The sequence below is a fragment of the Streptomyces sp. NPDC048441 genome, from assembly GCF_043200235.1.
In the GTDB taxonomy this organism is placed as follows: Bacteria; Actinomycetota; Actinomycetes; order Streptomycetales; family Streptomycetaceae; genus Streptomyces.
Genome location: NZ_JBICXM010000005.1, coordinates 375,246 through 395,910, shown reverse-complemented (window position 1 = coordinate 395,910; position 20,665 = coordinate 375,246). Strand labels below are relative to the sequence as shown.

Annotated in this window: 23 protein-coding genes; 9 read left to right on the top strand and 14 right to left on the bottom strand. The window is 70.9% G+C overall.

What is annotated here, in order from left to right; genetic code table 11:
• Window positions 1-55: 55 nt before the first annotated feature.
• The 3 genes from ACGFSB_RS15490 to ACGFSB_RS15480 form a co-directional block, all read right to left on the bottom strand.
• A complete protein-coding gene (locus tag ACGFSB_RS15490) occupies window positions 56-475 on the bottom strand; it encodes a CBS domain-containing protein (RefSeq protein ID WP_393398752.1) in 420 nt (139 codons plus the stop codon).
• Window positions 476-582: 107 nt separating this feature from the next.
• A complete protein-coding gene (locus ACGFSB_RS15485) occupies window positions 583-987 on the bottom strand; it encodes a PPOX class F420-dependent oxidoreductase (RefSeq protein ID WP_393398750.1) in 405 nt (134 codons plus the stop codon).
• A gap of 85 nt (window positions 988-1,072) precedes the next feature.
• Entirely contained in the window at window positions 1,073-1,717 is a 645-nt protein-coding gene (locus tag ACGFSB_RS15480) for a uridine kinase (protein ID WP_393398748.1), read from the bottom strand.
• 211 nt (window positions 1,718-1,928) lie between these two features.
• On the opposite strand from ACGFSB_RS15480, the gene ACGFSB_RS15475 reads away from it, so the two are divergent.
• The 3 genes from ACGFSB_RS15475 (at window position 1,929) to ACGFSB_RS15465 (ending at window position 4,896) form a co-directional block, all read left to right on the top strand.
• Window positions 1,929-2,624 carry a DUF2293 domain-containing protein gene (locus ACGFSB_RS15475; RefSeq protein ID WP_393398746.1) on the top strand — a complete coding sequence of 232 codons (696 nt, stop codon included), beginning with the start codon at window positions 1,929-1,931 and terminating at the stop codon, window positions 2,622-2,624.
• Between the two features lie 189 nt (window positions 2,625-2,813).
• Window positions 2,814-3,293: a DUF1772 domain-containing protein gene (locus ACGFSB_RS15470; protein ID WP_393398744.1), complete on the top strand. Its 480-nt coding sequence runs from the start codon at window positions 2,814-2,816 to the stop codon at window positions 3,291-3,293.
• Between the two features lie 109 nt (window positions 3,294-3,402).
• Entirely contained in the window at window positions 3,403-4,896 is a 1,494-nt protein-coding gene (locus ACGFSB_RS15465; RefSeq protein ID WP_393398742.1) for a glutamate synthase subunit beta, read from the top strand.
• Between the two features lie 39 nt (window positions 4,897-4,935).
• Here the strand turns inward: ACGFSB_RS15465 and ACGFSB_RS15460 are convergent, their stop codons facing one another.
• Both ACGFSB_RS15460 and ACGFSB_RS15455 read right to left on the bottom strand, forming a co-directional pair.
• On the bottom strand, window positions 4,936-5,151 hold the full coding sequence (locus ACGFSB_RS15460; RefSeq protein ID WP_393399053.1) for a DUF397 domain-containing protein: 216 nt from the start codon (window positions 5,149-5,151) through the stop codon (window positions 4,936-4,938).
• 93 nt (window positions 5,152-5,244) lie between these two features.
• A complete protein-coding gene (locus tag ACGFSB_RS15455; RefSeq protein ID WP_393398740.1) occupies window positions 5,245-6,105 on the bottom strand; it encodes a helix-turn-helix transcriptional regulator in 861 nt (286 codons plus the stop codon).
• Between the two features lie 155 nt (window positions 6,106-6,260).
• On the opposite strand from ACGFSB_RS15455, the gene ACGFSB_RS15450 reads away from it, so the two are divergent.
• Together ACGFSB_RS15450 and ACGFSB_RS15445 are read left to right on the top strand one after the other, a co-directional pair.
• A complete protein-coding gene (locus tag ACGFSB_RS15450) occupies window positions 6,261-6,737 on the top strand; it encodes an ATP-binding protein (protein ID WP_393398738.1) in 477 nt (158 codons plus the stop codon).
• A gap of 78 nt (window positions 6,738-6,815) precedes the next feature.
• A complete protein-coding gene (locus ACGFSB_RS15445; RefSeq protein WP_393398736.1) occupies window positions 6,816-7,280 on the top strand; it encodes a hypothetical protein in 465 nt (154 codons plus the stop codon).
• 86 nt (window positions 7,281-7,366) lie between these two features.
• On the opposite strand, the gene ACGFSB_RS15440 is transcribed toward ACGFSB_RS15445, so the two are convergent.
• Genes ACGFSB_RS15440 through ACGFSB_RS15430 form a run of 3 tightly spaced genes read right to left on the bottom strand, consistent with a single transcriptional unit; the run spans window position 7,367 to window position 10,544 of the window.
• Window positions 7,367-8,494 (bottom strand): acetoin dehydrogenase dihydrolipoyllysine-residue acetyltransferase subunit, encoded by a 1,128-nt coding sequence (locus ACGFSB_RS15440; protein ID WP_393398734.1) that lies wholly within the window; start codon window positions 8,492-8,494, stop codon window positions 7,367-7,369.
• A 13-nt stretch (window positions 8,495-8,507) separates the two neighbouring features.
• On the bottom strand, window positions 8,508-9,521 hold the full coding sequence (locus ACGFSB_RS15435) for an alpha-ketoacid dehydrogenase subunit beta (RefSeq protein ID WP_393398732.1): 1,014 nt from the start codon (window positions 9,519-9,521) through the stop codon (window positions 8,508-8,510).
• A 12-nt stretch (window positions 9,522-9,533) separates the two neighbouring features.
• A complete protein-coding gene (locus ACGFSB_RS15430; RefSeq protein WP_393398730.1) occupies window positions 9,534-10,544 on the bottom strand; it encodes a thiamine pyrophosphate-dependent dehydrogenase E1 component subunit alpha in 1,011 nt (336 codons plus the stop codon).
• 39 nt (window positions 10,545-10,583) lie between these two features.
• On the opposite strand from ACGFSB_RS15430, the gene ACGFSB_RS15425 reads away from it, so the two are divergent.
• A complete protein-coding gene (locus ACGFSB_RS15425) occupies window positions 10,584-10,802 on the top strand; it encodes a hypothetical protein (protein WP_393399068.1) in 219 nt (72 codons plus the stop codon).
• An 8-nt stretch (window positions 10,803-10,810) separates the two neighbouring features.
• Here the strand turns inward: ACGFSB_RS15425 and ACGFSB_RS15420 are convergent, their stop codons facing one another.
• From ACGFSB_RS15420 to ACGFSB_RS15405, 4 genes are all read right to left on the bottom strand, one after another.
• Window positions 10,811-11,005, bottom strand: coding sequence for a hypothetical protein (locus tag ACGFSB_RS15420; RefSeq protein WP_393398728.1), 195 nt, complete (start codon window positions 11,003-11,005; stop codon window positions 10,811-10,813).
• A 150-nt stretch (window positions 11,006-11,155) separates the two neighbouring features.
• Window positions 11,156-11,845 carry a DUF899 domain-containing protein gene (locus tag ACGFSB_RS15415; RefSeq protein ID WP_393398726.1) on the bottom strand — a complete coding sequence of 230 codons (690 nt, stop codon included), beginning with the start codon at window positions 11,843-11,845 and terminating at the stop codon, window positions 11,156-11,158.
• Window positions 11,846-12,000: 155 nt separating this feature from the next.
• Entirely contained in the window at window positions 12,001-13,242 is a 1,242-nt protein-coding gene (locus ACGFSB_RS15410) for a cytochrome P450 (protein WP_393398724.1), read from the bottom strand.
• Window positions 13,243-13,319: 77 nt separating this feature from the next.
• Window positions 13,320-14,681, bottom strand: a complete 1,362-nt coding sequence (locus ACGFSB_RS15405; protein WP_393398722.1) for an amidohydrolase — start codon at window positions 14,679-14,681, stop codon at window positions 13,320-13,322.
• A gap of 133 nt (window positions 14,682-14,814) precedes the next feature.
• Here ACGFSB_RS15405 and ACGFSB_RS15400 point away from each other — a divergent pair, with 133 nt between their 5' ends.
• Window positions 14,815-15,771 (top strand): endonuclease/exonuclease/phosphatase family protein, encoded by a 957-nt coding sequence (locus ACGFSB_RS15400; protein ID WP_393398720.1) that lies wholly within the window; start codon window positions 14,815-14,817, stop codon window positions 15,769-15,771.
• Between the two features lie 43 nt (window positions 15,772-15,814).
• Here the strand turns inward: ACGFSB_RS15400 and ACGFSB_RS15395 are convergent, their stop codons facing one another.
• Window positions 15,815-16,879 carry a phosphatidylinositol-specific phospholipase C domain-containing protein gene (locus tag ACGFSB_RS15395; protein WP_393398718.1) on the bottom strand — a complete coding sequence of 355 codons (1,065 nt, stop codon included), beginning with the start codon at window positions 16,877-16,879 and terminating at the stop codon, window positions 15,815-15,817.
• A gap of 299 nt (window positions 16,880-17,178) precedes the next feature.
• Here ACGFSB_RS15395 and ACGFSB_RS15390 point away from each other — a divergent pair, with 299 nt between their 5' ends.
• A complete protein-coding gene (locus ACGFSB_RS15390; RefSeq protein ID WP_393398716.1) occupies window positions 17,179-17,664 on the top strand; it encodes a DUF3574 domain-containing protein in 486 nt (161 codons plus the stop codon).
• 25 nt (window positions 17,665-17,689) lie between these two features.
• Here ACGFSB_RS15390 and ACGFSB_RS15385 read toward each other — a convergent pair whose 3' ends face one another.
• Window positions 17,690-19,462 (bottom strand): FUSC family protein, encoded by a 1,773-nt coding sequence (locus tag ACGFSB_RS15385; RefSeq protein WP_393398714.1) that lies wholly within the window; start codon window positions 19,460-19,462, stop codon window positions 17,690-17,692.
• A gap of 431 nt (window positions 19,463-19,893) precedes the next feature.
• Between ACGFSB_RS15385 and ACGFSB_RS15380 the strand changes: the two genes are divergently transcribed.
• Entirely contained in the window at window positions 19,894-20,529 is a 636-nt protein-coding gene (locus ACGFSB_RS15380) for a DUF4291 domain-containing protein (RefSeq protein ID WP_393398712.1), read from the top strand.
• Window positions 20,530-20,665: the final 136 nt, after the last annotated feature.

The window sequence follows — 20,665 nt, the reverse complement described above, 5'->3', positions numbered from 1 at the left end:
CGGTACGGGCGGTACGGGCCGTACCGCCCGTACGGGCCACGCGGATCACCGGCGGTCAGCCCTTCGCGTACACGCTCTCGACCCACGCCGCGAGCTGGTCGTCGGTGAGGTGCGTGGCGAGGTCGGCCTCGCTGATCATGCCCACCAGGCGTTTGTTCTCGATGACCGGGAGCCTGCGGATCTGGCGGCCCTTCATCTCCTGGAGGACCTCGTCGACGTCCGCGCCCGAATCGATCCAGCGCGGCGTCCCCTTGGCCATGTCGCCCGCGGTCACCCGGGACGGGTCGTGCCCCATCGCCACGCAGCCCACGACGATGTCGCGGTCGGTGAGAATGCCGCAGAGCCGCTCGTTCTCGTCGCTGATGGGCAGGGCGCCCACATCGAGCTGGCGCATCAGTTGTGCGGCGCGGTCCAGGGTCTCGTGTGCGGGGATCCACTGGGCGCCGCGGTGCATGATGTCTCCGGCGGTGGTCATGGAGTACCTCCCGGTGCCGGCGGCCGGCGCGGCGCGGAGGCGCGCAGCTAGTCCCGGCGCCCCTCATTCTCGCCGGGCCCCCTCCGGTCCGCACTCCGGAGAGGGCCTCACACGGAGAAGCCGACGACCTTCTCGGGGATCACGCGGATGACAACCCGGGCCTCCTCGCCCTTCTCGCCGGGCGGGTCGATGCCCAGATACTTGTGCGAGAGCTCGTGCGGGAGCCGCTTCTCCGGGTCGGGGAGGATCTCCGCCACGCCGCGGATCTCGGCCGACGCGTACGGGTTGGCCAGGTCGAACACCGAGACGCTGATGCGCGGGTCACGTTCGAGGTTGCGCACCTTCTGCCGCCCCGCCGTGGACGAGAACAGCACCGTGTCGCCTTCCCGTTTGATCCACACCACCGAATTCTGGGGTGCGCCGCCGGGGCCGAGGGTCGCGACGCTGGCGAAGTTCTTGCCGTCGAGGAGCGTGCGGACCGATTCGCTGAAGTTGATCTCTGCTGTCGCCATGCCCAGACTCTAACTATATGCACGTGCATATAAAAGGGGTTACGGCACCTTCTCTCGATCGATTCCCCGTTCCGGCCGAACTCGCTCACCAGCCGCCCCACGCCGGATGCCGCGGATCATCCGCGCGTACGACCACGTCCGCCACCGCACCGGGGTCCGTCTCCGCCTCGTACCGCTCGAAGGCGGGCAGTGTCCACCGCTCGCCCTCTGCGGTACGTCGCCGCAGTGCGCCCGGCGAAAGCCTCGTATGCACCGTCAGGTCGAAGGGGAACCAGTGGCCGAGCAGCAGCGGCCCGTGCAGCAGCAGCAGTGCTCCGGGCGGGAGTTGGACGTACGGGCTGCGCGTCGCGCGGTCCGCCGCCGGGTCCCAGAGATCCGGCAGCACCCGTCCCGTACCGCCGGGATCCAGCGGCCCGAAGACCTCACGCCAGAGCGCGCCGATGTCGAACCAGCCGCTGTAGTACGCCTCCACGTCCTCGCGCCCGTACTCGAGACGCAGCGAGGCAGGACGCAGGAAGCCTTCCGCGGCGACAACGAGCGAGGGCCGCCCGCGCACCCGCAGCGCGTCGGCCACGCGCTGGGCGAGCTCGCCGGGCCTCGCCGCCGGGGCTCCGTCGAACGCGATGCGGGGCCAGGGGCTCGCATCCGCGGCCTCAAGGTCGAGGAGGCGGTCGGCGAGGGTGTCGGTGAGCCGGTCCCAGGTGATCGCTTCGAGTCGCACCCGCCCCATGATGCCGGGCCCCTGGCCACCACCCTCGCCGCGCCCCTCACCACGCCCCTGACCTCTCCCCCCAGCCGCACCCCTCACCACGCCCCTGACCTCTTCCCCCCAGCCGCACCCCTCACCGCCCCCTGACCTCTCCCCCAGCCTCTCCCCTGACTTATCCCCCAGCCGCTCTCCCAGCGCGGTACACGCCCGCTGACCGGGGAATGAACCTTCCATGGCACCAACACCCCCTGTCCGCACCGGCCTTCTCGCCATCCAACCTCTGAAACGCCGCCACTGCGCGGAGTGCCGCGGCGGACCGCTCTCCCTCCTGGTCATCGAGGAGGCCGAGCCGCGCTGCCTGGACTGCGCCGACCTCGGCCAGCTGGTTTTCCTGGCGCGCGGCGACACCGCCCTCACGCGACGGGCCCGCGAGGGGAGCGGTCTCTCCGCCGTGGTCGTCCGCTTCAACCGGCGACAGGGTCGCTATGAACGTCAGGGCGTCCTCGTCGAGGAGGCGGCGCTCGCCAGGGCCGAGGAGCGGTGCCTCGCGGACGCGGAGGCGCGGGGGCGGCGCCGGGCACGGGACGCGGCGCGCCGGGCCGCGCAGGACGTCGACTTCACGGCGGCTTTCGCGGACGAGATACGCCGTCTGTTCCCTGGATGCCCCAAGGAGCGAGCACGGGCGATCTCCGCGCACGCGTCCGTGCGGGGCAGTGGCCGGGTGGGGCGGAGTGCGGCGGGCCGTGCGCTGTCCGCCGCCGCGGTGACAGGAGCGGTGATCGCCGCCGTACGGCACACGGACACGCCGTACGACCGCCTCCTGATGAGCGGGGTCCCCAGGGGGGAGGCACGGCGCCGGATCGCCCCTGCGGTGGAGGCGACGCTACGGGCCTGGCAGAGCCCTGGCCGGGAGGACGTGGTCGCCTGAACCACCCGCTCCACGACGGATTCTTCCCTCGTACGCAGACGTACCCAGACGCCCGCGTATGCGCCCGCGCGCCCCACGCATGGCCCCCGGTCCGGTCCCGGCATTTCACTTGTGGTGCGGGGCCGCGCCGTGGAGGATCACTCGCGGCTCACTCACCAGACGGCTGCCTTACCCAACACGGGAGTTGCCATGATCGAGGGACCCTATTTCGTGCTCGTCGTCCTCGGCGTGCTCGCCTTCGGCCTGGTCTCCGGAGCGTTCATCGCGTTCTCTACGTTCGTGATGCCGGCCCTCGCCGCCCTGCCCCCGGCCCAGGGCATCGCCGCGATGCAGTCGATCAACGTCAAGGCGGTCACCGCCGGGTTCATGGCCGTGTTCATGGGCGCCGCCGGACTCAGCGGCGTCGTCGCCGTCGTCACGTTCGTGCTCTGGCCCGAGGAGGGCACCGTCGAGTTGCTGCTCGGCAGTGCGCTGTACCTGTTCGGCACGTTCGGCGTGACCATCGCCGCGAACGTCCCCCGCAACGACGCCCTCGCCAAGCTCGACGCCCAGGCACCGGCAAGCGCGGACCACTGGCGTACGTACGTCAGCGAATGGACCATGTGGAACCACATCAGGACCGGAGCCTCGCTGGCCGCCACCGCGTCCTTCATCCTCGCCCTGACCTGACCTGACCTGGCACGACCCGGCCCACCTCACCCTGACCTGACCACATGCCGTCCCCCGCTCCCCGACGTACAGTGGCCGAAAGCCTGCGAAAGCTGCGAGGGAGACGGCCATGGCCGACCCCAAGGGCTTCCTCACCACCACCCGCCAGGAATGGCCGCGCCGCCCCGTCGGCGAACGCGTCAAGGACTGGGACGAGGTGTACGTCCCCGGCGCGCTGCTGCCCATCGTCGAGCGGCAGGCCGACCGGTGCATGGACTGCGGCATACCCTTCTGCCACGACGCCTGTCCGCTGGGCAATCTGATCCCCGACTGGAACGACCTCGTCTCGCGCTCCGACTGGCACACGGCAGCGGACCGGCTGCACGCCACGAACAACTTCCCCGAGTTCACCGGCCGCCTCTGCCCCGCCCCCTGCGAGGCGGGCTGTGTCCTCGCGATCAACCAGCCCGCGGTGACCATCAAGAACGTCGAGGCGGCCATCGCCGACCGCTCCTGGCAGGACGGCCGCAACCCGCCGATGCCCCCGGGCAGGCACTCCGGCAGGACCGTCGCGGTCGTCGGCTCGGGCCCGGCCGGACTCGCCGCCGCGCAGCAGCTGACGCGGGCCGGACACACCGTCGCCGTGTACGAGCGCGACGACCGCGCGGGCGGCCTCCTGCGGTACGGAATCCCCGCGTTCAAGATGGAGAAGCACCACGTGGAGCGACGGCTCGCGCAGATGCGGGCGGAGGGCACGGTCTTCCGTACGTCGATCGCGATCGGGCAGGACATCGGCGCGGTGGAGCTGCTCGCGAGGAACGACGCCGTGGTGCTGGCCGTCGGCGCGACCGCCTGGCGTGAACTTGACGTACCGGGGCGGGAGTTGACCGGGATCCACCAGGCCATGGAGTATCTGCCGCTCGCCAACCGCGTGTGCGAGGGGGATCTCGAAAGATCCCCGCTGTCCGCCGCGGGCAGGCACGTCGTGATCGTCGGCGGCGGGGACACCGGGGCCGACTGTCTGGGCACGGCCGTGCGTGAAGGGGCCGCGTCCGTCACGCAGTTGGACATCTACGAGCGGCCCGGCGACGCACGCGACGACCTTGCCGAGCCCTGGCCGACGTACCCGAAGGTCTACCGTCTCTCCGTCGCCCACGAGGAGGCGGGAGAGCTGGGGACGGCTCCCGCGGCGGACGCCGACGCGCGCCTGTTCGCCGCGTCCACGCTGCTCTTCGCGGGTGACACAGCGGGCCGGGTGCGCGCCCTGCACCTGACCGAGGTCGACGCGGACCGCCGCCCGCTCCCCGGCACGACGCGTGAACTCCCCGCCGACCTGGTCCTTCTCGCGCTCGGCTTCTCCGGCCCCGATCGGGCCGCGGATGACCTGATCGACCAGCTCGGCCTGGACGTCGACGCCCGCGGCACCCTCGCCCGGGACACGGACTTCGCGACGAGCGTGCCCGGCGTCTTCGTGGCAGGCGACGCGGCCCGCGGCCAGTCCCTTGTCGTATGGGCCATCGCCGAGGGCCGCGCGACCGCTGCCGCCGTGGACCGGTGGCTGACGGGCTCGACCCAGCTCGCGGCGCCGATCGGGCCGTACGACCGGCCGATGACCGCCGGTTAGTCAGTTAGCCGGATAGCCGGTTACCCGGTTGGAAGCCCCTCACGACAGCAGGAAGTCCGCCTCCCCCGCCTTCGCCCCCTGGATGAACGCGTTGATCTCACTGTGCGTGTAGATCAGGGCCGGACCGTCCGGATCGGTCGACTGACGGACCGCGACCCGGCCGTCGGCCAGCTTCATGGCCTCCAGGCAGTTGCCGCCGTTGCCGCCGCTCCACGGCTTGTGCCAGCCCTCGCTGCCGAGCTCACGAGCGGGCATACCGTTGTATATCCGGGAGTCGTCCCGTGACTCGGGGCGGGACCCGGCTCCGGGCTTGGACCCGGGTCGCGTACCGGCTCGGTGTCGATCCATTCACAGCTCCTTGCGGAGGTCCCGGAGGATCTCCTTTGTGCGATGTGCCGTCGCGGCTTGCGCCGCCATGCGGTCCATGACCTCGAGGTGGGTGGCCACCTCGGTGCGCGCGTCCAGATAGACCGCGCCCGTCAAGTACTCGCTGTAGACCATGTCCGGGAGCTCCGCCACGGCGAAGCGGAAGAGCACGAACGGTCCGTACGTGCCCGGGTGCGGACCCGCCGCGAACGGCGCGATCTGCAGCGTCACCTGAGGAAGTTCGACGGCTTCGAGCAGCTTGTCGATCTGCTCGCGCATCACATCGGGACCACCCACGGGTCTGCGCAGGGCGGTCTCGTCCATCACGATCCAGACCCGCGGCGCGTCCTCGCGGGTGAGCAGCGACTGGCGCTCCATGCGCAGCGCCACGTACCGCTCGATGTCATCGGGGTTGGTCTGGCCGATCGCTCCGGAGCGCATCACGCCACGTGCGTACTCCTCGGTCTGCAGCAGACCGGGAACGAAGTGCGGTTCGTACGACCTGATGAGGGAGGCCGCACCCTCGAGGCTTACGTACATGCTGAACCAGCCCGGCAGGATGTCGTGGAACCGCTGCCACCAGCCCGGCTTGTTCGCCTCCTCGGCGAGCGTCACGAAGGCATCGGCCTCGTCGTCCGCGACGCTGTAGGACTTCAGGAGCAGCTGGAGATACGGGATCTTGAGCGCGACCTCGGCCATCTCCATACGCCGGACCGTGGCGGGGGCGACACGAAGGATCCGTGCCGCCTCCTCTCGCTTGAGGCCCGCGCGCTCACGCAGGTCCTGCAAGCGACGGCCGAGGACGACCTGGCCGACGGTCGGCGCGGACCGCGGTTCGCTCACGTCCTACCTCCACGTACTCCATGTAATGCCAATTCACTCCGCACCTGGAGCCGTTGCCAGCAGTGTGCCATGTGCTGCCCAGAAGGGACACGCCACTGTGCACTTTTCAGAGTGGGTCTTGCCAAGGTGTTCCCGACGGGGCGATAGTGGATGCTGTGACTCCGCCCGCGCCGTTACATGCAGCAGCCGCCGAAGCCCCTGTTGGCATTACCGCCGACGCGTGGGCCGAGAGCGGCGCCGAGCTCTGCGTCAGCTTCGCGCTCGTGCCACGGCCGGGCTCCGCGTCGCAGGCCAGAAGACTGGCGAAGGCCCAGCTCATGGGCTGGGACATCCACGAGGACGCCCGCGACGCGGCGGCCCTTGTGGTCTCCGAGCTGGTCACCAACGCGATCGTGCACACGGCGAGTCACCGCATCATCTGTGAGCTCTGCACGGGCCCCGGCAAGCTGCGGATAGCTGTGCGTGACGACGGATACGGATCAGGTGTCCCGCGGCCCGCCCGGGAAGGGCCCGACGCGGACGACGAGCACGGGAGGGGCCTCCTCCTCGTCGACGCGGTCAGCACGGCGTGGGGCGTGCGGGACGAGGGCGCCGGAGCCGGTCTCACCGTATGGGCGGAGCTTCGGGCGTGAGGTGACGGGTGACGAGGTGACCACCGCGGGTGCGGGTGCGGGAACGACGTGAGCGTGAACGACGTGGACGGGGGGCGTGTGAGCGCAGTGACGGTGCGGCGGCTGTTGGATCTGGACACGCTGGTCCGCATGGAACGGAGGCGCACCGCCGCCCCGCCGCGGACGCGCCTCGCCGTCCCTGAGGGGATGTCCCAGCCGCTGGGATGCGACGCCGTGGCGGTGCCTTCGGGGCTCGGACCTCGGCTGATGGCGCGGTTGCCGCGGGTGGGGTGTGTGTACGAGGACGTGGAGAGCGATGCCGACGGGGTCGACGGGGCCCGGTGGTGGTGGATCGTCCCCGCGGACTCCGATGTCGCCCTCGAGTGGCCGTCCCCGGCGTATTACGCGGCAGGTGCCGTAGTGCCGGGCGCCCGGCGCGCACCCTCCCTGATCCACAGCCCCTCCGGGGGCGAGGTGCCCTATACGCCGCCGATTCCGCTGTATCTGGCGCTGTGCCGGGCTACGGGGACCACGCCCGCGTGGTCTCGCGCGGTGCGGGCGTAGAACTCGCGCGGTGCGGGCGTAGAAAACGCGCGGTGTGGGCGTAGAAAACGCGGGCCTGGCGGGCCTGGAGGAGACACTGCGCGGGCCTAGGCAGACCTAGCCCCCGCCACAGCGGCCTCCACCGCCGCAACCACCTCCCCCGGCACCTCCATCTGCGCCATGTGCCCCACGCCCTCCACCACCCGGACCGGCACCCGCCCCCGCAGCGACGCCGCGTTGGACACCGGAATCACCCGGTCCGCCTGCCCCCACACAGCCACCGCGGGCACCTCGTCCGGGAGCAGAGACGCCACGTCGAGGCCCCCGCCGCCACCCGGGGCGACCAGCGTCGACAGGAGCGTACGGAGGGCCGCGTCGACGCCGTCGAGCCGCTTGTACTTCAGGAGGTCGTCCACCAGCTGCCGCGTCACGAGTCCCTCGTCGGCGAACAGCTTCCGTACGTGAGGGCGGAGCTCGCGCCGTGTCGAGGCCTCCGCGAAGCCCCGCAGACAGGACGCGTCGACGTCCGGGCCGTATCCGGCGGGCGAGATCAGCGTCAGTGAAGGGACCCGGTCCGGAACCCGCGCCGCCACCGCGGTGACCACCGCGCCGCCCAGCGAATGCCCCACCAGATGGGCCCGCTCGATGCCGAGCGCGTCGAGGAACCCCGTGACGACCGCCGTCAGCGCTGCCAGGCTCCCGTCGCCCACGTCCTTGGCCGACTCTCCGTGGCCCGGCAGGTCGAGCGCGTACACAGTGTGCCGCGCCGCCAGGGGCTCCTGCACGAAGAGCCAGGAGTTCTTGTCGCCGCCGTACCCGTGCACCAGCACGATCTCCTCGGGCCCGCCGCCCGACGTCGCGTACGCGAGGCCCCTGCCCGCCACCTCCGCGACGCCGCTCACCGGGCTGCCCTCGTCCTCCGCGGGCACCCCGCGCGCCAGCTGCTCCCGCGCCTCGGCGGCCACCCGCTCGATCTCGTCCTCCGGCACCTCCGGACCGGCGATGACCGCGATGACGCAGCCCACGGGGGCCTCGCCGCCCGCTTCGGCGACGATCCGCCGCAGTACCCCGCTCCGTGGCGCCTCGAGGGTGCCCGCGATCTTGTCGGTGTCGATCTCGGCCAGATCGTCGCCCTCCTCGACCTCGTCGCCCTCCTCCGCGATCCACTCGGTGATCTTTCCGGTCTTCATGGACAGGCCCCACTTGGGCATGGTGACCCGCTCGATGAACGGCATCTTCACGGCTTCCTCATGGCTTCCAGTCGACGACCGACTTGACCGCGGCGCCGACGCGCCCCGCGTCCGGCATATAGAGGTCTTCGAGCGTCGGGCTGAACGGCACCGGCGTGTGCGGCGGGGTCACCGTCCCGATCGGTGCCCGCAGCGCCCCGAACGCCTCACGCGCGACGAGCGCCGAGATGTCGGCCGCCATGCCGCAGCGCGGCCCCGCCTCGTCGACCACGACAAGACGCCCGGTCGCCTCGACGCTCTCGATGATCGTGTCGGAGTCCAGCGGGCTCGTCGTGCGGGGGTCGATGATCTCGCAGCTCACCCCGGACGAGGCGAGCTCGGCCGCCGCCTCGGATGCGACGCTCACCATGCGGCCCAGGGCCACGATCGTCACGTCATCGCCCTCACGCACGATGCCTGCCTCGCCGAAGGGGATCGCGTAGCTCTCCGCGGGGACCTCGCCCACGACGTCGTACATCGCCTTGTGCTCGCAGAAGATCACCGGGTCGTCGTCCCTGATCGCCTGGATCATCAGCCCCTTCGCGTCGTACGGAGACGACGGCAGGACGACCTTCAGTCCGGGGACGGCGGTGAACGCGGGGTACATGGCCTGCGAGTGCTGGGCCGCCGCCCGCAGACCGGCCCCGTACATCGCGCGGATGACGACGGGAGTGATGGCCTTGCCACCGAACATGTACCGGAACTTCGCGGCCTGATTGAAGATCTGGTCGAAACACACCCCCATGAAGTCGATGAACATGAGCTCGGCGACCGGCCGCAGGCCGCGCGTCGCGGCGCCGATCGCCGCGCCGATGAACGCCGACTCGGAGATCGGAGTGTCGAGAACCCGCCCCGGGAAGCGCGGATAGAGCCCCTTCGTCACGCCCAACACCCCACCCCAGGCATCGGATTCGCCGGGGGCTCCCGCGCCGCCGGCGTTGTCCTCGCCCATGACGATGACGGAGGGATCGCGCTCCATCTCCTGCGCCAGCGCCTCGCCGAGCGCCTCGCGATAGCTGATGCTGCGTGCCACGGTCGACTCCCCTCAGAGGTACGAGATGTAGACGTCGGTCTCCAGATCCGCGACGGTCGGCCGGGGCGCGGCCTGCGCCTGGGAGACCGCCTCGTCGATCAGCTGGGTGACTTCGGCGTCGACCGCGTCGAGCTGATCCACCGTCAGCATGTCCAGCACCGCCACCCGTTCCCGGAAGCGCTTGATGCAGTCGAGTTCGGCACGGGCGCGGCGCACCTCGTCCGCCCGGTACTTCTGCTGGTCTCCCTCGAAGTGCCCGTAGTAGCGCGTGAGTTGGACTTCGATGAGGGTGGGTCCACCACCCGAACGCGCCCGTTCGACCGCCTCGCCCGCTGCCTCGTGCACGGCGAAGAAGTCGAATCCGTCGACCGTACGGCCCGGCATACCGAAGGCCGCAGCGCGGGCCGCGATGGAACCGCCGCCCACCGACCAGTCAGCCGAAGTGGCCTCCGCGTAGCCGTTGTTCTCGGCGACGAAGACGGCGGGCAGGTGCCAGACGGAGGCGAGGTTCAGAGATTCCAGGGTGGTGCCCTGGTTGCTGCCGCCGTCGCCGAAGAAGGCCACACCGACGCCGCCGTCCCCGCGCACCTTCGCGGCGAGCGCGGCGCCGCAGATCAGGGGCGGGCCGCCACCGACGATGCCGTTGGCGCCGAGCATCCCCTTGGAGAGGTCGGCGATGTGCATGGAACCGCCCTTGCCGTGGCACGACCCGGTCGCCCGTCCGTAGATCTCGGCCATCATCGACTTCACGTCGACGTGCTTGGCGATGCAGTGACCGTGGCCGCGGTGGGTGGAGGCGATGACATCGCGGTCGTCGTCGAGATGGGCGCAGACACCTGCGGCCGAGGCCTCCTCGCCTGCGTACAGATGGACGAAGCCCGGGATGTCGCCCGTCGCGAACTCCTCGTGGAGACGCTCCTCGAAGGCACGGATCGTACGCATCGTGCGGTACGCGCCGAGCAGCGCGGGACCGTCGAGGCCGTGCCCGTAAGGAACGTGAGATGTCCGAAGAGTGCCGGCCACGGAAGAACTCCTTTGCCTGGGCGGTGCGGAGTTGCCTGCATGGGGTATGGCACTGCGGGCTCGGCGAACCGGCAACAGTTGCCCGGGGTTGCAAGTCCTCGCACGTCCCCACCCGACGTACGCAATCGAGGTACGTCACCGGACGAACTGCTGCGGACGGGTGGTGTGTACGCGGAGCTCTACGCGCTCCAGGCGGACCAGTTCACGGCGAAGATCCCGTGGTCACCCGCGTCACCGAACGGGCACGCCGAGCGCTGAAGGCCGGCTTAGGCGGCGACTGCCACCTCGGTCACTTCGGCCGCTGTCTCGCGCACGATCACCAGAAAGGCGTCAGAGGCGAGGTCCATCACGACCTCCGCCCGCTGCCCCTCCATGCGGCGGGCCCGCGCGAACTCCTCCGCGGGCCATGATCCTCGCGGCCCACCGGCCGGAAAGCGTTCAAGTACCACTCGGCTGTTCATCATTGTCTTCCTGCTCCCCCGTTGCCAGTCCGTCAATCTGTCGATGGACTCTTATGGAGTAGAACGCGCCGGGGGGCGGAAAGGACTCACAACGTGACGGACCTGACACCGAGTTGTGTCAGTTCCTCACTCCTCGTAAGCCCCTACCCCTCACTCCTCGTACTCGTCGTGATACCGCAGCCTGCGGCTGCCCGCCGGAGCCCCGAGCCCCGCCGAGCGGCCCTTGGGCTCCTCCCACTCCTCCTGCCGCCCCAGCGCGGTGAGGTCGAAGAGGGTCGAGTAGGAGGCCACCCCGTCGGTGCCGCGGTTGAACGTCGAGTACGTATGGAAGACGCGGTCGCCGTCCCGCAGGAAGCAGCTGAGGCCTGGCTGATCGGCGGGGTCCCGGCCGTCGTAGACGGTGGCGTGGAAGTCGCGGTTGAAGTCGTCGGCGTTGGACGAATACCAGGGCACCGTCCAGCCCATCCGTGCCTTGAAGGGGAGGATCTTGGTGAACGGCGCGCGGGAGACGGCGACGAAGGTCGTGCCGCGGGACCGCAGATGGGCGAGGTGCCCGATCTGGTCGATGAAGGCGGAGCAGCTGCGGCAGCCCGTGTCCCACTCCGGGGCGAACATAAAGTGATACACGATGAGTTGGGCGTGTCCGTCGAAGAGGTCGAACAGTGTCGCCTTGCCGTCGGAGCCGTCGAACAGATACTCCTTGGTGATCTCGACCATCGGCAGCCGACGCCGCTCGGCGTTCAGCGCGTCACGCTCCCGGGTCGCCGCCTTCTCCTTCACGAGCAGTTCCTCGCGCGCGGCGAGCCACTCCTCGCGTGTGACGATGTCGGGAAGTCCCATGGTCCCTCAGTCCCTCCTGCGGATCCGCACATCGGATCCGTGCCTCTGCGAGGGGTGACCTGCGGGCTCGTCGGAACTCATCGGTCGCGGCGAAGAAAGTTTCCAGAACTCCAGAAATCCAGAATCTTGAATGCCCGGTCAGCTTGAATGCCCGGTCAGAAGGTCACCGGTAGGGCGAGCAGTCCGCGCGCCCGAATCGAGGGACGCCACCGCAGGTCATCGGGGCGTCCGTCGAGCGCGAGGTGCGGGAAGCGCTCGATGAGCGCGCCGAGCGCGATCACCGTCTCCAGGCGTGCGAGAGGCGCGCCGACGCAGTGGTGGATTCCGTGCCCCAGGGCGAGTTGGCCCGTGGTGTCGCGGGTGATGTCGAGGCGGTCGGCGTCGGGATAGCGGCGCGGGTCGCGGTTGGCGGCCGACAGGGAGAGCAGCACGGTCTCGCCCGCCGGGACGGTGACGCCGGCGATGGTGACGTCTTCGAGGGGAAAACGGCGAATGGCGAGCGGCGTGGGGCCGTCGTAGCGGTTGAACTCCTCTACTGCAGCAGGGAGTTGAGTCGGATCCTTGCGGAGGGCGGCAAGCTGGTCGGGGTGGCGGAGGAGGGCGAGGGTCGCGTTGCCGATGAGCTGGACGGTGTTCTCGTACCCGGCGAAGAGGATCAGGAAGGCGAGCGACATCAGCTCGTCCTCGCTCAGCCGGTCCGCCTCCCCTCGGCCAGTCTCCCCTCGGCCTGTCTCCCCCCGGCCAGCGTCACTCCCGTCCCGTACGGCGATGAGGTCGGACAGCAGATCGTCGGCGGGCTCCTCGCGCTTGTCCGCCAGAAGCCGTGTGAAGAAGCCGAGCATCGCGACGACGGCCTCCTTCGCGCTCTGCGGATGTGCGGGGTCGGGCGTGATCAGGGTGTCGGTCCAGACCCGGAAGTCCGTCCGCTGCCCGGCAGGCACGCCGAGGAGATCGCAGATGACGGTGATCGGGAGCGGACCGGCGTACGCGGCGACGAGATCGGCGCTCCCCAACGGCTCCATGGCGTCGAGGAGTTCGTCGGCGGTACGACGGATCGGTTCGCGCAGGCTCTCCACCCGGCGCGATGTGAAGGCCTTGACCACCAGACGCCGGATGCGGGTGTGGTCCGGCGGATCCATGTTCAGCATGTTCGCGTCGAGGGCGGGCGGCAGGGCGAACCCCCGGTAGCTGCCGGGCAGCGCATTGCTCTTGTCGAGCGAGAGCCGTGGGTCGGCGAGGGCGGCTCGTACGTCGTCGTACCGCGTGACCAGCCAGGCCGGGTTGCCGTCGGTCCCCGCGATGCGGTGCACCGGCGCGGTGTCACGCAGCCGTGCGTACGTGGCGTACGGATCGTCGATGAGACCGTCGGCGGGGTCCTGCTGCGGAGTGATGGGCATACCTCCACCCTAGGCAGCGGTCCGCCGGATACCGCCGTCAGCCCTCGCGCCTAGCCCCGCCCCGCCACGCCCCGCACTCAACCCTCGTACTCCTGGATCCGCTTCCCATGACTGCGGTCGATCAGCGCGGGCAGCTCGGCGCCCAACTCCGCGACGATTTCGGGCACATCGAGGGTCAGCAGCCGCCGGTCGCGCATCAGGACGCGTCCGTCGACGATCGTCGTGCGCACGTCCGCCGAGCGCGCGCTGTGCACCAGGGTGGCGGCGAGGTCGTGCACGGGCTGGGTGTGCGGTCCGTCGAGGTCGACGAGGACGATGTCGGCTCGGCGACCCGGCGCGAGCCTGCCGATCTCCTCCCCCAGGCCGACGGCCCGCGCGCTCTGGAGTGTGGCGTGGTCGAGGGCCTGACGGGCGGTCAGCCAGCTGGGGTCGCGCTGCGTGGACTTCTGCACGAGTGCGGTGAGCGCCATGGACTCCCACACGTCCAGGGTGTTGTTCGACGCGGCTCCGTCCGTGGCGAGGCCGACGGGGATGCCGATGTCGCGCAGGGCGCGCACGGGCGTGGTGTCCCAGCCGAACTTGAGGTAGCCGCGGGGCGCGGTCGCGACAGCGATGCGTCCCGTGCCCTGCTGGAGAACGGGCAGGTCACGTTCGAGGATGCCGGTGCCGTGCGCGATGAGGACATCGACGTCGAGCAGTCCGGTGCGGTGCAGGATCTCGATGGGGGTGCGGCCATGGCGCTCCAGGCTGATGGCGGTCTGGGCGCGGTCCTCGGAGGCGTGCAGGTGAACCATCAGGCCGTGCTCGCGGGCGAGTTCGGCGGTCGCGGCGAGGTCGGCGTCATCGACGGTGTACGGGGCGTGCGGGGCGAGCGAGGTGGTGATGCGGCCCCCGGCGGCCCCGCGCTGCCTGAGAGCGAACTCCAGTGACGCAGCGCGGCCTTCGGGCCCCTGCGAGGAGAAGAATGCCGCTCCCAGGTTCGCGCGAAGGCCGCTCTCCGTGACGGCGGCGGCGACGGTGTCCATCGCGAAGTAGTGGTCGGCGAAGGTCGTCACGCCGCCCCGGATCATCTCGGCGCAGGCGAGCCGCGCACCGAGCCCGACGACACGCTCCGTCAGATTGGACTCGATGGGCCAGATCCAGTCGTTGAACCACTCGTTGGCGGGCAGGTCCTCCGCGATGCCTCGCAGAGCCACCATCGGGGTGTGCGTGTGGCAGTTGATGAGCCCCGGCACGGCGGCCTGGCCGCGCGCGTCGATGCGCTCGGTGGCCGGGAGGCCAGCCACGTCGGGGGTGGTGGTGACGGCTTCGATGAGTCCGTCGCGTACGACGAGGGCGGCGTCGTCGAGGAATCCGACCTGATCCTCCGCGTCGTGGACGAGGGCTGTGCAGCCCGTGATGACGAGGTCGGCAGGGCCGTGCGGGGGAGGCTGCGTCATCTCTTCACGGTACGGGGAGTGCGCATCCCGGGCCCTGTCGCGTGGGTGGATTCGCGAGCACGCTGGCGACACCCGGCAATTCACACACGATGACAATTCACACACGACGACGCGAGAACAGTTGGAGCCCGCCATGCTCCTCGGCACCTGGAACCTGGAGAACCTCTACCGGCCCGGCGGCGCGTTCGGGCCCAAGGACAAGGCCGCGTACGAGGCGAAGCTGGCCTCCCTCGCGGCGACGATCGGGGCGCTGAACCCGAGCCTGCTCGGCGTGCAGGAGGTCGGTGACCCGGAGGCGCTCACCGATCTGGCCGGGATGCTGGAGGGCACCTGGCACACCACGCTCTCCGAGCACGCGGACGAGCGGGGCATCAGGGTCGGGTTCCTGAGCCGGATCCCGGTGTCCGTCGTGGCCGACGACGTCGGCTTCCCCGCGCAGCTGCGCCCGGTGCAGGTCGGCGACGCGGGCAAGCCGGTGACGCGGGCGGGCCGCGGGATCCTCGCGGTGACGGTGTCGACGCGTGCCTTCTTCTTCGACGCGGCCGTGTGCCATCTGAAGTCGAAGCTCCTGTCGTACGGCGGCGGCCGGTTCCAGCCGCGGGACGAGGGTGAGCGGGCCCGCTTCGGTGCGTACGCGCTGTACCGCCGTGCGGCCGAGGCCGTGACGGTGCGCTCGCTGGCCGACCGGCTCCTGAAGGGCGACGGCCGCGAGCACGATGTCGTGGTGCTCGGCGATCTGAACGACGAGGTGTCGGCGGCGACGACCCAGATCCTCCTCGGCCCGCCCGGCTCCGAGATCGGCACCCCCGGGTTCGACAAGGCGGACAAGGGTGACGCGCAGCGGCTGTGGAACGTGGCCCCGCTCATCCCGGCCGAGCAGCGGTACTCCCGCATCCATGCGGGGCGCCGCGAACTGATCGACCACGCCCTGGTGAGCCGCAGCCTCCTGCGGCAGGTGAAGGCGGCGGGGACGGGTGTGCCGGGCTCGACGGCGACCGCGCTGCCGTCGGTCGGGGACAGCGATCCGGCGGAGCGGAGGGATGCGGCAGGCTCGGACCACGCGCCGGTGTGGATACGGATCGAGATGTAAGGGCGTCCCTCTAAGAATTGAGCATCAGTCTGAGGGCTGAGCATCAGCCGCGCGGGAGCACGGTCGAGAGGACTCCCGGCAGCGGATACCAGTCCGACGACACGATGCTGGCGTGCCCGCGCGCGAGCAGGGCGACGCGCTCCCGGGCCTGGGCCTCGGTCGGGTTGACGGAGTCGATGGCCGGGGCGACGTTGTGGGCGTCGGACATGACGACGAGGTAGCGCCGGTCGGCGTACCACTTCGTGTCGATGGTGCCGCCCGCGTACGTGGACGCGTCGCCGTCGAACAGCACGAACCAGGGCCGGATCGCCGCGTCCGCGTACCGCCCGCGCGGGTCGCCCGCCTCGGCGCCGAGCACGGCCGGGAAGGCGGCGGCGTCTCCGAGCCGCCCGGCCGCCGCGAGGTCGCGCAGGTGCGTGGCGTACTCGCGGTCGGTCCACAGGGTGTCGGCCGGGTTGTCCTGCTCGACGGTGCCGGGTATGAGCTCGACGATGAACTTTCCGGCGAGGGCGCTCCGTTGGGGCCAGCCATCACTCCGTACGGCCTCGTCGAGGGTGGCGTGCCCCCCGGTGAGCTGACCGGGACGGTAGACGGCGTCGCCGAGCTTGCTCGTCAGAAGGGCGTCGAGATCGGCGGGCCCGCGCCCGTTCTTCCCCTGGAAGCCGTCCTTCAGCTCCACCTTCAGGAGGATGGGCCGGTGGCCGGGGTGGGCGTCGTGCCAACTCTTCATGTCCGCCAGGCATCCGGCGAGGCTCTGGTTGCGCGGTTTGGTACGCAATTCGGCCGGAGTCGCGGCGTTCTCGCAGTTGTTGTCATTGCCGACCGGATTACTGTGCGAGACCCGCCATCCGCTCCCGAACACATTGGTCCATACGTCGAGTTCGAGCATCCCGGCGCCGGAGTCGAGCGCGTCGGCGAAGTACGGGTACTTCGCCTTCTCGTAGGCGTTGTGGACGCCGACGCCGGTGGTGGCGGCGTAGGGCGACTGGGGGGCCGGGTCGCCGGCGGCGAGGCCGGGGGTGCCGCTCGCGGCCCCGGAGGTTCCGAGCGACAGTACGCCCGCCGCCGCGACGACCACGGCAAGACCTGTCCCTGTACGTGCCCTCATGCCAGCCGCCCCTCCACCGCTCCGGTCAAGTCTCATGAAACGTATGGGAGTTGCGTGTCGCATGGGAAGACGGCGGCTTACGGGCAGGGAGGGATATCCAGCCGTGCGGCCGGGAGGGGGAGGGCGGGGGGCATGGCGTGTCCGCTACCGTCGGCGCCCGTTATGGATCAACGTAAGCCAGAGATCCGCACACCTGCGGAACTCATTGACCTGCGCAACGCCATTGACCTGCACAACGCCCATCGACCTGCACAACCCCCATCGGCCTGCACAACCCCCATTGAAAGGGATCAGCCCTCATGGCCCTCAGCCTCTCCCGCATCTCCCGCACCCGTCTCGTCGTGACCGCCGCCGCGACGGCGGTCCTCGCGGTCGGCGCCCCGGCCGCGTACGCCTCGCTGGACACCGAATCGCACGCCACCAAGACGGCCGCCACGTCGACGGTGTCGCGGGGTACGGCCTACACCGAGACCCGCCTCCTCTTCGGCACGGAACGCCCCGACGGCGGCCCCGACGTGACGGACAAGCAGTTCATGGCGTTCATCGACGACGAGGTGACTCCGTCGTTCCCGGACGGGCTCACCGTGCAGGACGGCCGCGGCCAGTGGCGTGACTCCAACGGCAAGATCGAGCGGGAGCGTTCGTACGAGCTGATCCTGCTCTATCCGACACCGCAGGCGCACAAGCGCGACGCCCAGATCGAGGAGATCCGCACGGATTACATCAAGGAGTACGGGCAGGATTCGGTGGCGCGGCTCGACGACCGAGTACGCGTGGACTTCTGAGCCGCGCCACCGCTGGGCGGTTCCGTCACGCCACCGGAGTGAGCTCCGCGAGCAGTGCGTCGATGCGCTCCCTGTGCCGCCGCGGCAGGCGCCCCGTGTCGTCGACGTGCACCGCGCAGGCGGTCGTGGTGTCGACGAGACGCTCGAGGGCGGCCGCCACCTCCTCCGAACCCGCGGAGTGCCGGGCGAGGGTGGGGAGTTCGGCGGCCGCCATGTCGATCGCGGCGCGGGCCTCGGCCAGAGTCCGGTAGGCCTCGCGCCGCAGGGCCCAGCGGGCGGCGCGGTCGGGGTCGAGTTCAAGTTCGTCTTCGGCGCCGCGCAGAACATGTCGCAGATACGCGTGCGCGGACTCGCGGGCGGCCGTGAGCCGGTCCTGTACGCGACCGCCGCGCCGCACCGGCCACGGCAGATGCAGATGCCCAACCAGCAGGACGATCCCGCAGGCGAGCAACGTCTCGCCGATCCGCCCCCAGGAGGCCTGCGGCTCCCCGCCCACCATGACGAGGGCGAGTACGAGGACGGTGACGACGGCGGTCTGGGCGGCGAAGTGCCGGGTGGCGACGGGAATCAGCGCCCCGCACACGGCGACGACGGCGACGAGCCCGGCGGGCCGCGGCAGCAGCGCGGCGAGCCCCGCGAACAGGACGGCGCCAAGGACGGTGCCGAGGGCGCGGCACAGGACGCGCGACGCCAACGGCCCGAGGTCGGGCTTGACCAGGAAGACGGCGGTGGCGGGGAGCCAGTACCAGTGCTCGTGGTGCAGGGCTTGCGCGACGGCGGCGCTGGCCCCGAAGCAGAGCGCGACCCGCACGCCGTACTCGCGCCCACCGGGCCCGGCGGCCGTGCGCAGCACGTCGGCGGGGGCGCGCCCGCGGCCGTGCAAGGGCCTTGCGCTGCCGCTGTCGAAGGCTTCGGCGGCGTGCAGCAGGGCGTCGTCGAGGGCGCGGAGCCCGGCACCGGAACGGCCGGGCGCGGGCAGCGGCCCGCAGGGGACGCCGTCGCGGATGGCGGCGGCGATGCGGCGAGGCCCCTCCCCCGCGCGCCCCGGCAGCGACTCACCGGCCCAGGCGAGGGCGGTCGCGGCCTCGCCGAGCGGCAGCGCGGCCGCGTACTGCGCGTGCAGACGCCGCTCGGCCGCCGAGCCGGAGTGCCGCCGCAGGCGCGGCCCGGAGAGGGCGTCCTGGGCATGGTCGAGGGCGGCGGTGAGGGCGGCGCGGCGGGTGGTGGATTGCAGGCTGCCCGCGGCGTCGAGGAGTGCGGCGACGGCTTCGTAGACGGCGGCGACGGCGGTGCGCTCGCCGTCGAGGCGGTAGGGCCCGGCACCGGCCCGCCCGTCACGGGGCGAGGGCAGCACGAGTACGAGCCGCAGCGCGATCAGCCACGCACCCCCGGCGAGAAAGAAGAGCGCCCGCTGCCACCCGGGCTCGGGCAGCGGCATCCCGGCCCCGATCGCGGCGGCGACGAGCAGCTGCGTACCGCTGGCGGAGGCGATGGGCCCCGCGGCGGAGAAGGCACCGGCCAGCAGCCCGAGGACGGCGAACAGCAAGGGCAACAACAGCGGGCTGCCGCCGCCCCACGCCCCGACGTACACCCCGAACGCCAGCCCACAGGCCCCCGAGAGCGCGGGCACCCCGAGCCGCCGCACGGCGACCCGCCGGCTCCCGGGCCGGTCGTTGATCCCGGCCAGCATGGCCCCGAGCGCGGCCACGACCCCCACGGAGACCCGCCCGGCGACGACACCCGCACACAACAACGGCCCCGCGGCCAGCGCACCCCGCACCACGGAATGCCACGGCACGGGCCCACGCTGCGTACGCAGGGCATGGCCGAGCCAAGGCGGGAGGGAAGTTGCGCGGGGGGTCACCGGGCTCACCGTGTTCCTGTGTCGTCATCGGGACGGGCATCGACGGGTACGTGCCGCCGGACGACTTCGGCCTGGGCTTGTGATCCACCGTAAGCAGTGATTCTGGCGAAAAAGGAACGGGCGCGTTTCCACGATGTGACGGTTCGCGGATGCCGCGCGAGGCGAGGTCTCACGGAGGGCGGCACTCACGTACAAAACGGCGGGCAGCACTCACCCACAAAACAGCCGGTCCCCCACCCCCCGTCAGTACGACCAACGGAGGCCTCAACCCTACGTTGGTCGTACTGATGGCGGCGGCCCTGGTGCACACCATCGGCACGCAATTCGCTGGCGCGGGACGGCAAGCGGACCGCAGGCTGACGACCATGAACCGCACAGACACCGACGACGACTCCGCCATCACCGCCACACCGCCCACCCACCAGATCCGCGCCCTGCACACGGAATCGACGGTCACCGTCTACCAGGCGTACGCCCCCGAGCTCGGCGAGCCCGCGGCCCGCACCGGCCGCTTCCCCGCCGCATGGAAGCGGGACCGCATGACGTGGATCAAGCCTTCCTTCCTGTGGATGATGTACCGCTGCGGCTGGGCCACGAAGGAGGGCCAGGAGACCGTCCTTGCGGTGGAGATCACGCGCGAGGGCTTCGAGTGGGCCCTCCGCCACGCGTGTCTGTCGCACTATGCCCACGGGGTGCATCCCGACCAGGCGTCCTGGAAGCGGGACTTGAGGCGCGCACCGACCCGGGTCCAGTGGGACCCGGAACGCGACCTGCACCTGAACCCACTCCCGCACCGCTCCCTCCAGCTGGGCCTGGCGGGCGACGCGGCACGCAGATACGCGGACGAGTGGACGGTCTCAATCACGGATGTCACCGACAGGGCCCACGCGATCCACACCCTCGTACGCAAAGACCAAGACCTGGAATCGGCAGCGGTCCTGCTCCCCGAGGAACGCCCCTACCCCACGCCTGACGCCCTACTGGCTCACCTGCACGCGTGAGGCAGCATCACGCCCATCACGCCCCGCCACCGTCCTCCCCTCGGCATATCAAGCACCGGTCCCTGCCGTCCCACCCGGCCCATCCGAATACCGCAGGCGAGAGGCGGCGTGGAAGGCGGGCGAGGCCTGCGAAGCA

Coding starts and splice junctions, on each gene's coding strand:
- ACGFSB_RS15480 (WP_393398748.1), bottom strand. CDS start 1,717: ATGGGGCGGGTGCGACTCGAAGCGATCACCTGGGACCGGCTCACCGAC.
- ACGFSB_RS15425 (WP_393399068.1), top strand. CDS start 10,584: ATGGGGTATGGCACTGCGGGCTCGGCGAACCGGCAACAGTTGCCCGGG.
- ACGFSB_RS15395 (WP_393398718.1), bottom strand. CDS start 16,879: ATGAGGGCACGTACAGGGACAGGTCTTGCCGTGGTCGTCGCGGCGGCG.
- ACGFSB_RS15440 (WP_393398734.1), bottom strand. CDS start 8,494: ATGCCGTTCATCGAGCGGGTCACCATGCCCAAGTGGGGCCTGTCCATG.
- ACGFSB_RS15460 (WP_393399053.1), bottom strand. CDS start 5,151: ATGCCCGCTCGTGAGCTCGGCAGCGAGGGCTGGCACAAGCCGTGGAGC.
- ACGFSB_RS15490 (WP_393398752.1), bottom strand. CDS start 475: ATGACCACCGCCGGAGACATCATGCACCGCGGCGCCCAGTGGATCCCC.
- ACGFSB_RS15475 (WP_393398746.1), top strand. CDS start 1,929: ATGGCACCAACACCCCCTGTCCGCACCGGCCTTCTCGCCATCCAACCT.
- ACGFSB_RS15465 (WP_393398742.1), top strand. CDS start 3,403: ATGGCCGACCCCAAGGGCTTCCTCACCACCACCCGCCAGGAATGGCCG.
- ACGFSB_RS15470 (WP_393398744.1), top strand. CDS start 2,814: ATGATCGAGGGACCCTATTTCGTGCTCGTCGTCCTCGGCGTGCTCGCC.
- ACGFSB_RS15405 (WP_393398722.1), bottom strand. CDS start 14,681: ATGACGCAGCCTCCCCCGCACGGCCCTGCCGACCTCGTCATCACGGGC.
- ACGFSB_RS15485 (WP_393398750.1), bottom strand. CDS start 987: ATGGCGACAGCAGAGATCAACTTCAGCGAATCGGTCCGCACGCTCCTC.
- ACGFSB_RS15390 (WP_393398716.1), top strand. CDS start 17,179: ATGGCCCTCAGCCTCTCCCGCATCTCCCGCACCCGTCTCGTCGTGACC.
- ACGFSB_RS15400 (WP_393398720.1), top strand. CDS start 14,815: ATGCTCCTCGGCACCTGGAACCTGGAGAACCTCTACCGGCCCGGCGGC.
- ACGFSB_RS15420 (WP_393398728.1), bottom strand. CDS start 11,005: ATGAACAGCCGAGTGGTACTTGAACGCTTTCCGGCCGGTGGGCCGCGA.
- ACGFSB_RS15415 (WP_393398726.1), bottom strand. CDS start 11,845: ATGGGACTTCCCGACATCGTCACACGCGAGGAGTGGCTCGCCGCGCGC.
- ACGFSB_RS15380 (WP_393398712.1), top strand. CDS start 19,894: ATGAACCGCACAGACACCGACGACGACTCCGCCATCACCGCCACACCG.
- ACGFSB_RS15410 (WP_393398724.1), bottom strand. CDS start 13,242: ATGCCCATCACTCCGCAGCAGGACCCCGCCGACGGTCTCATCGACGAT.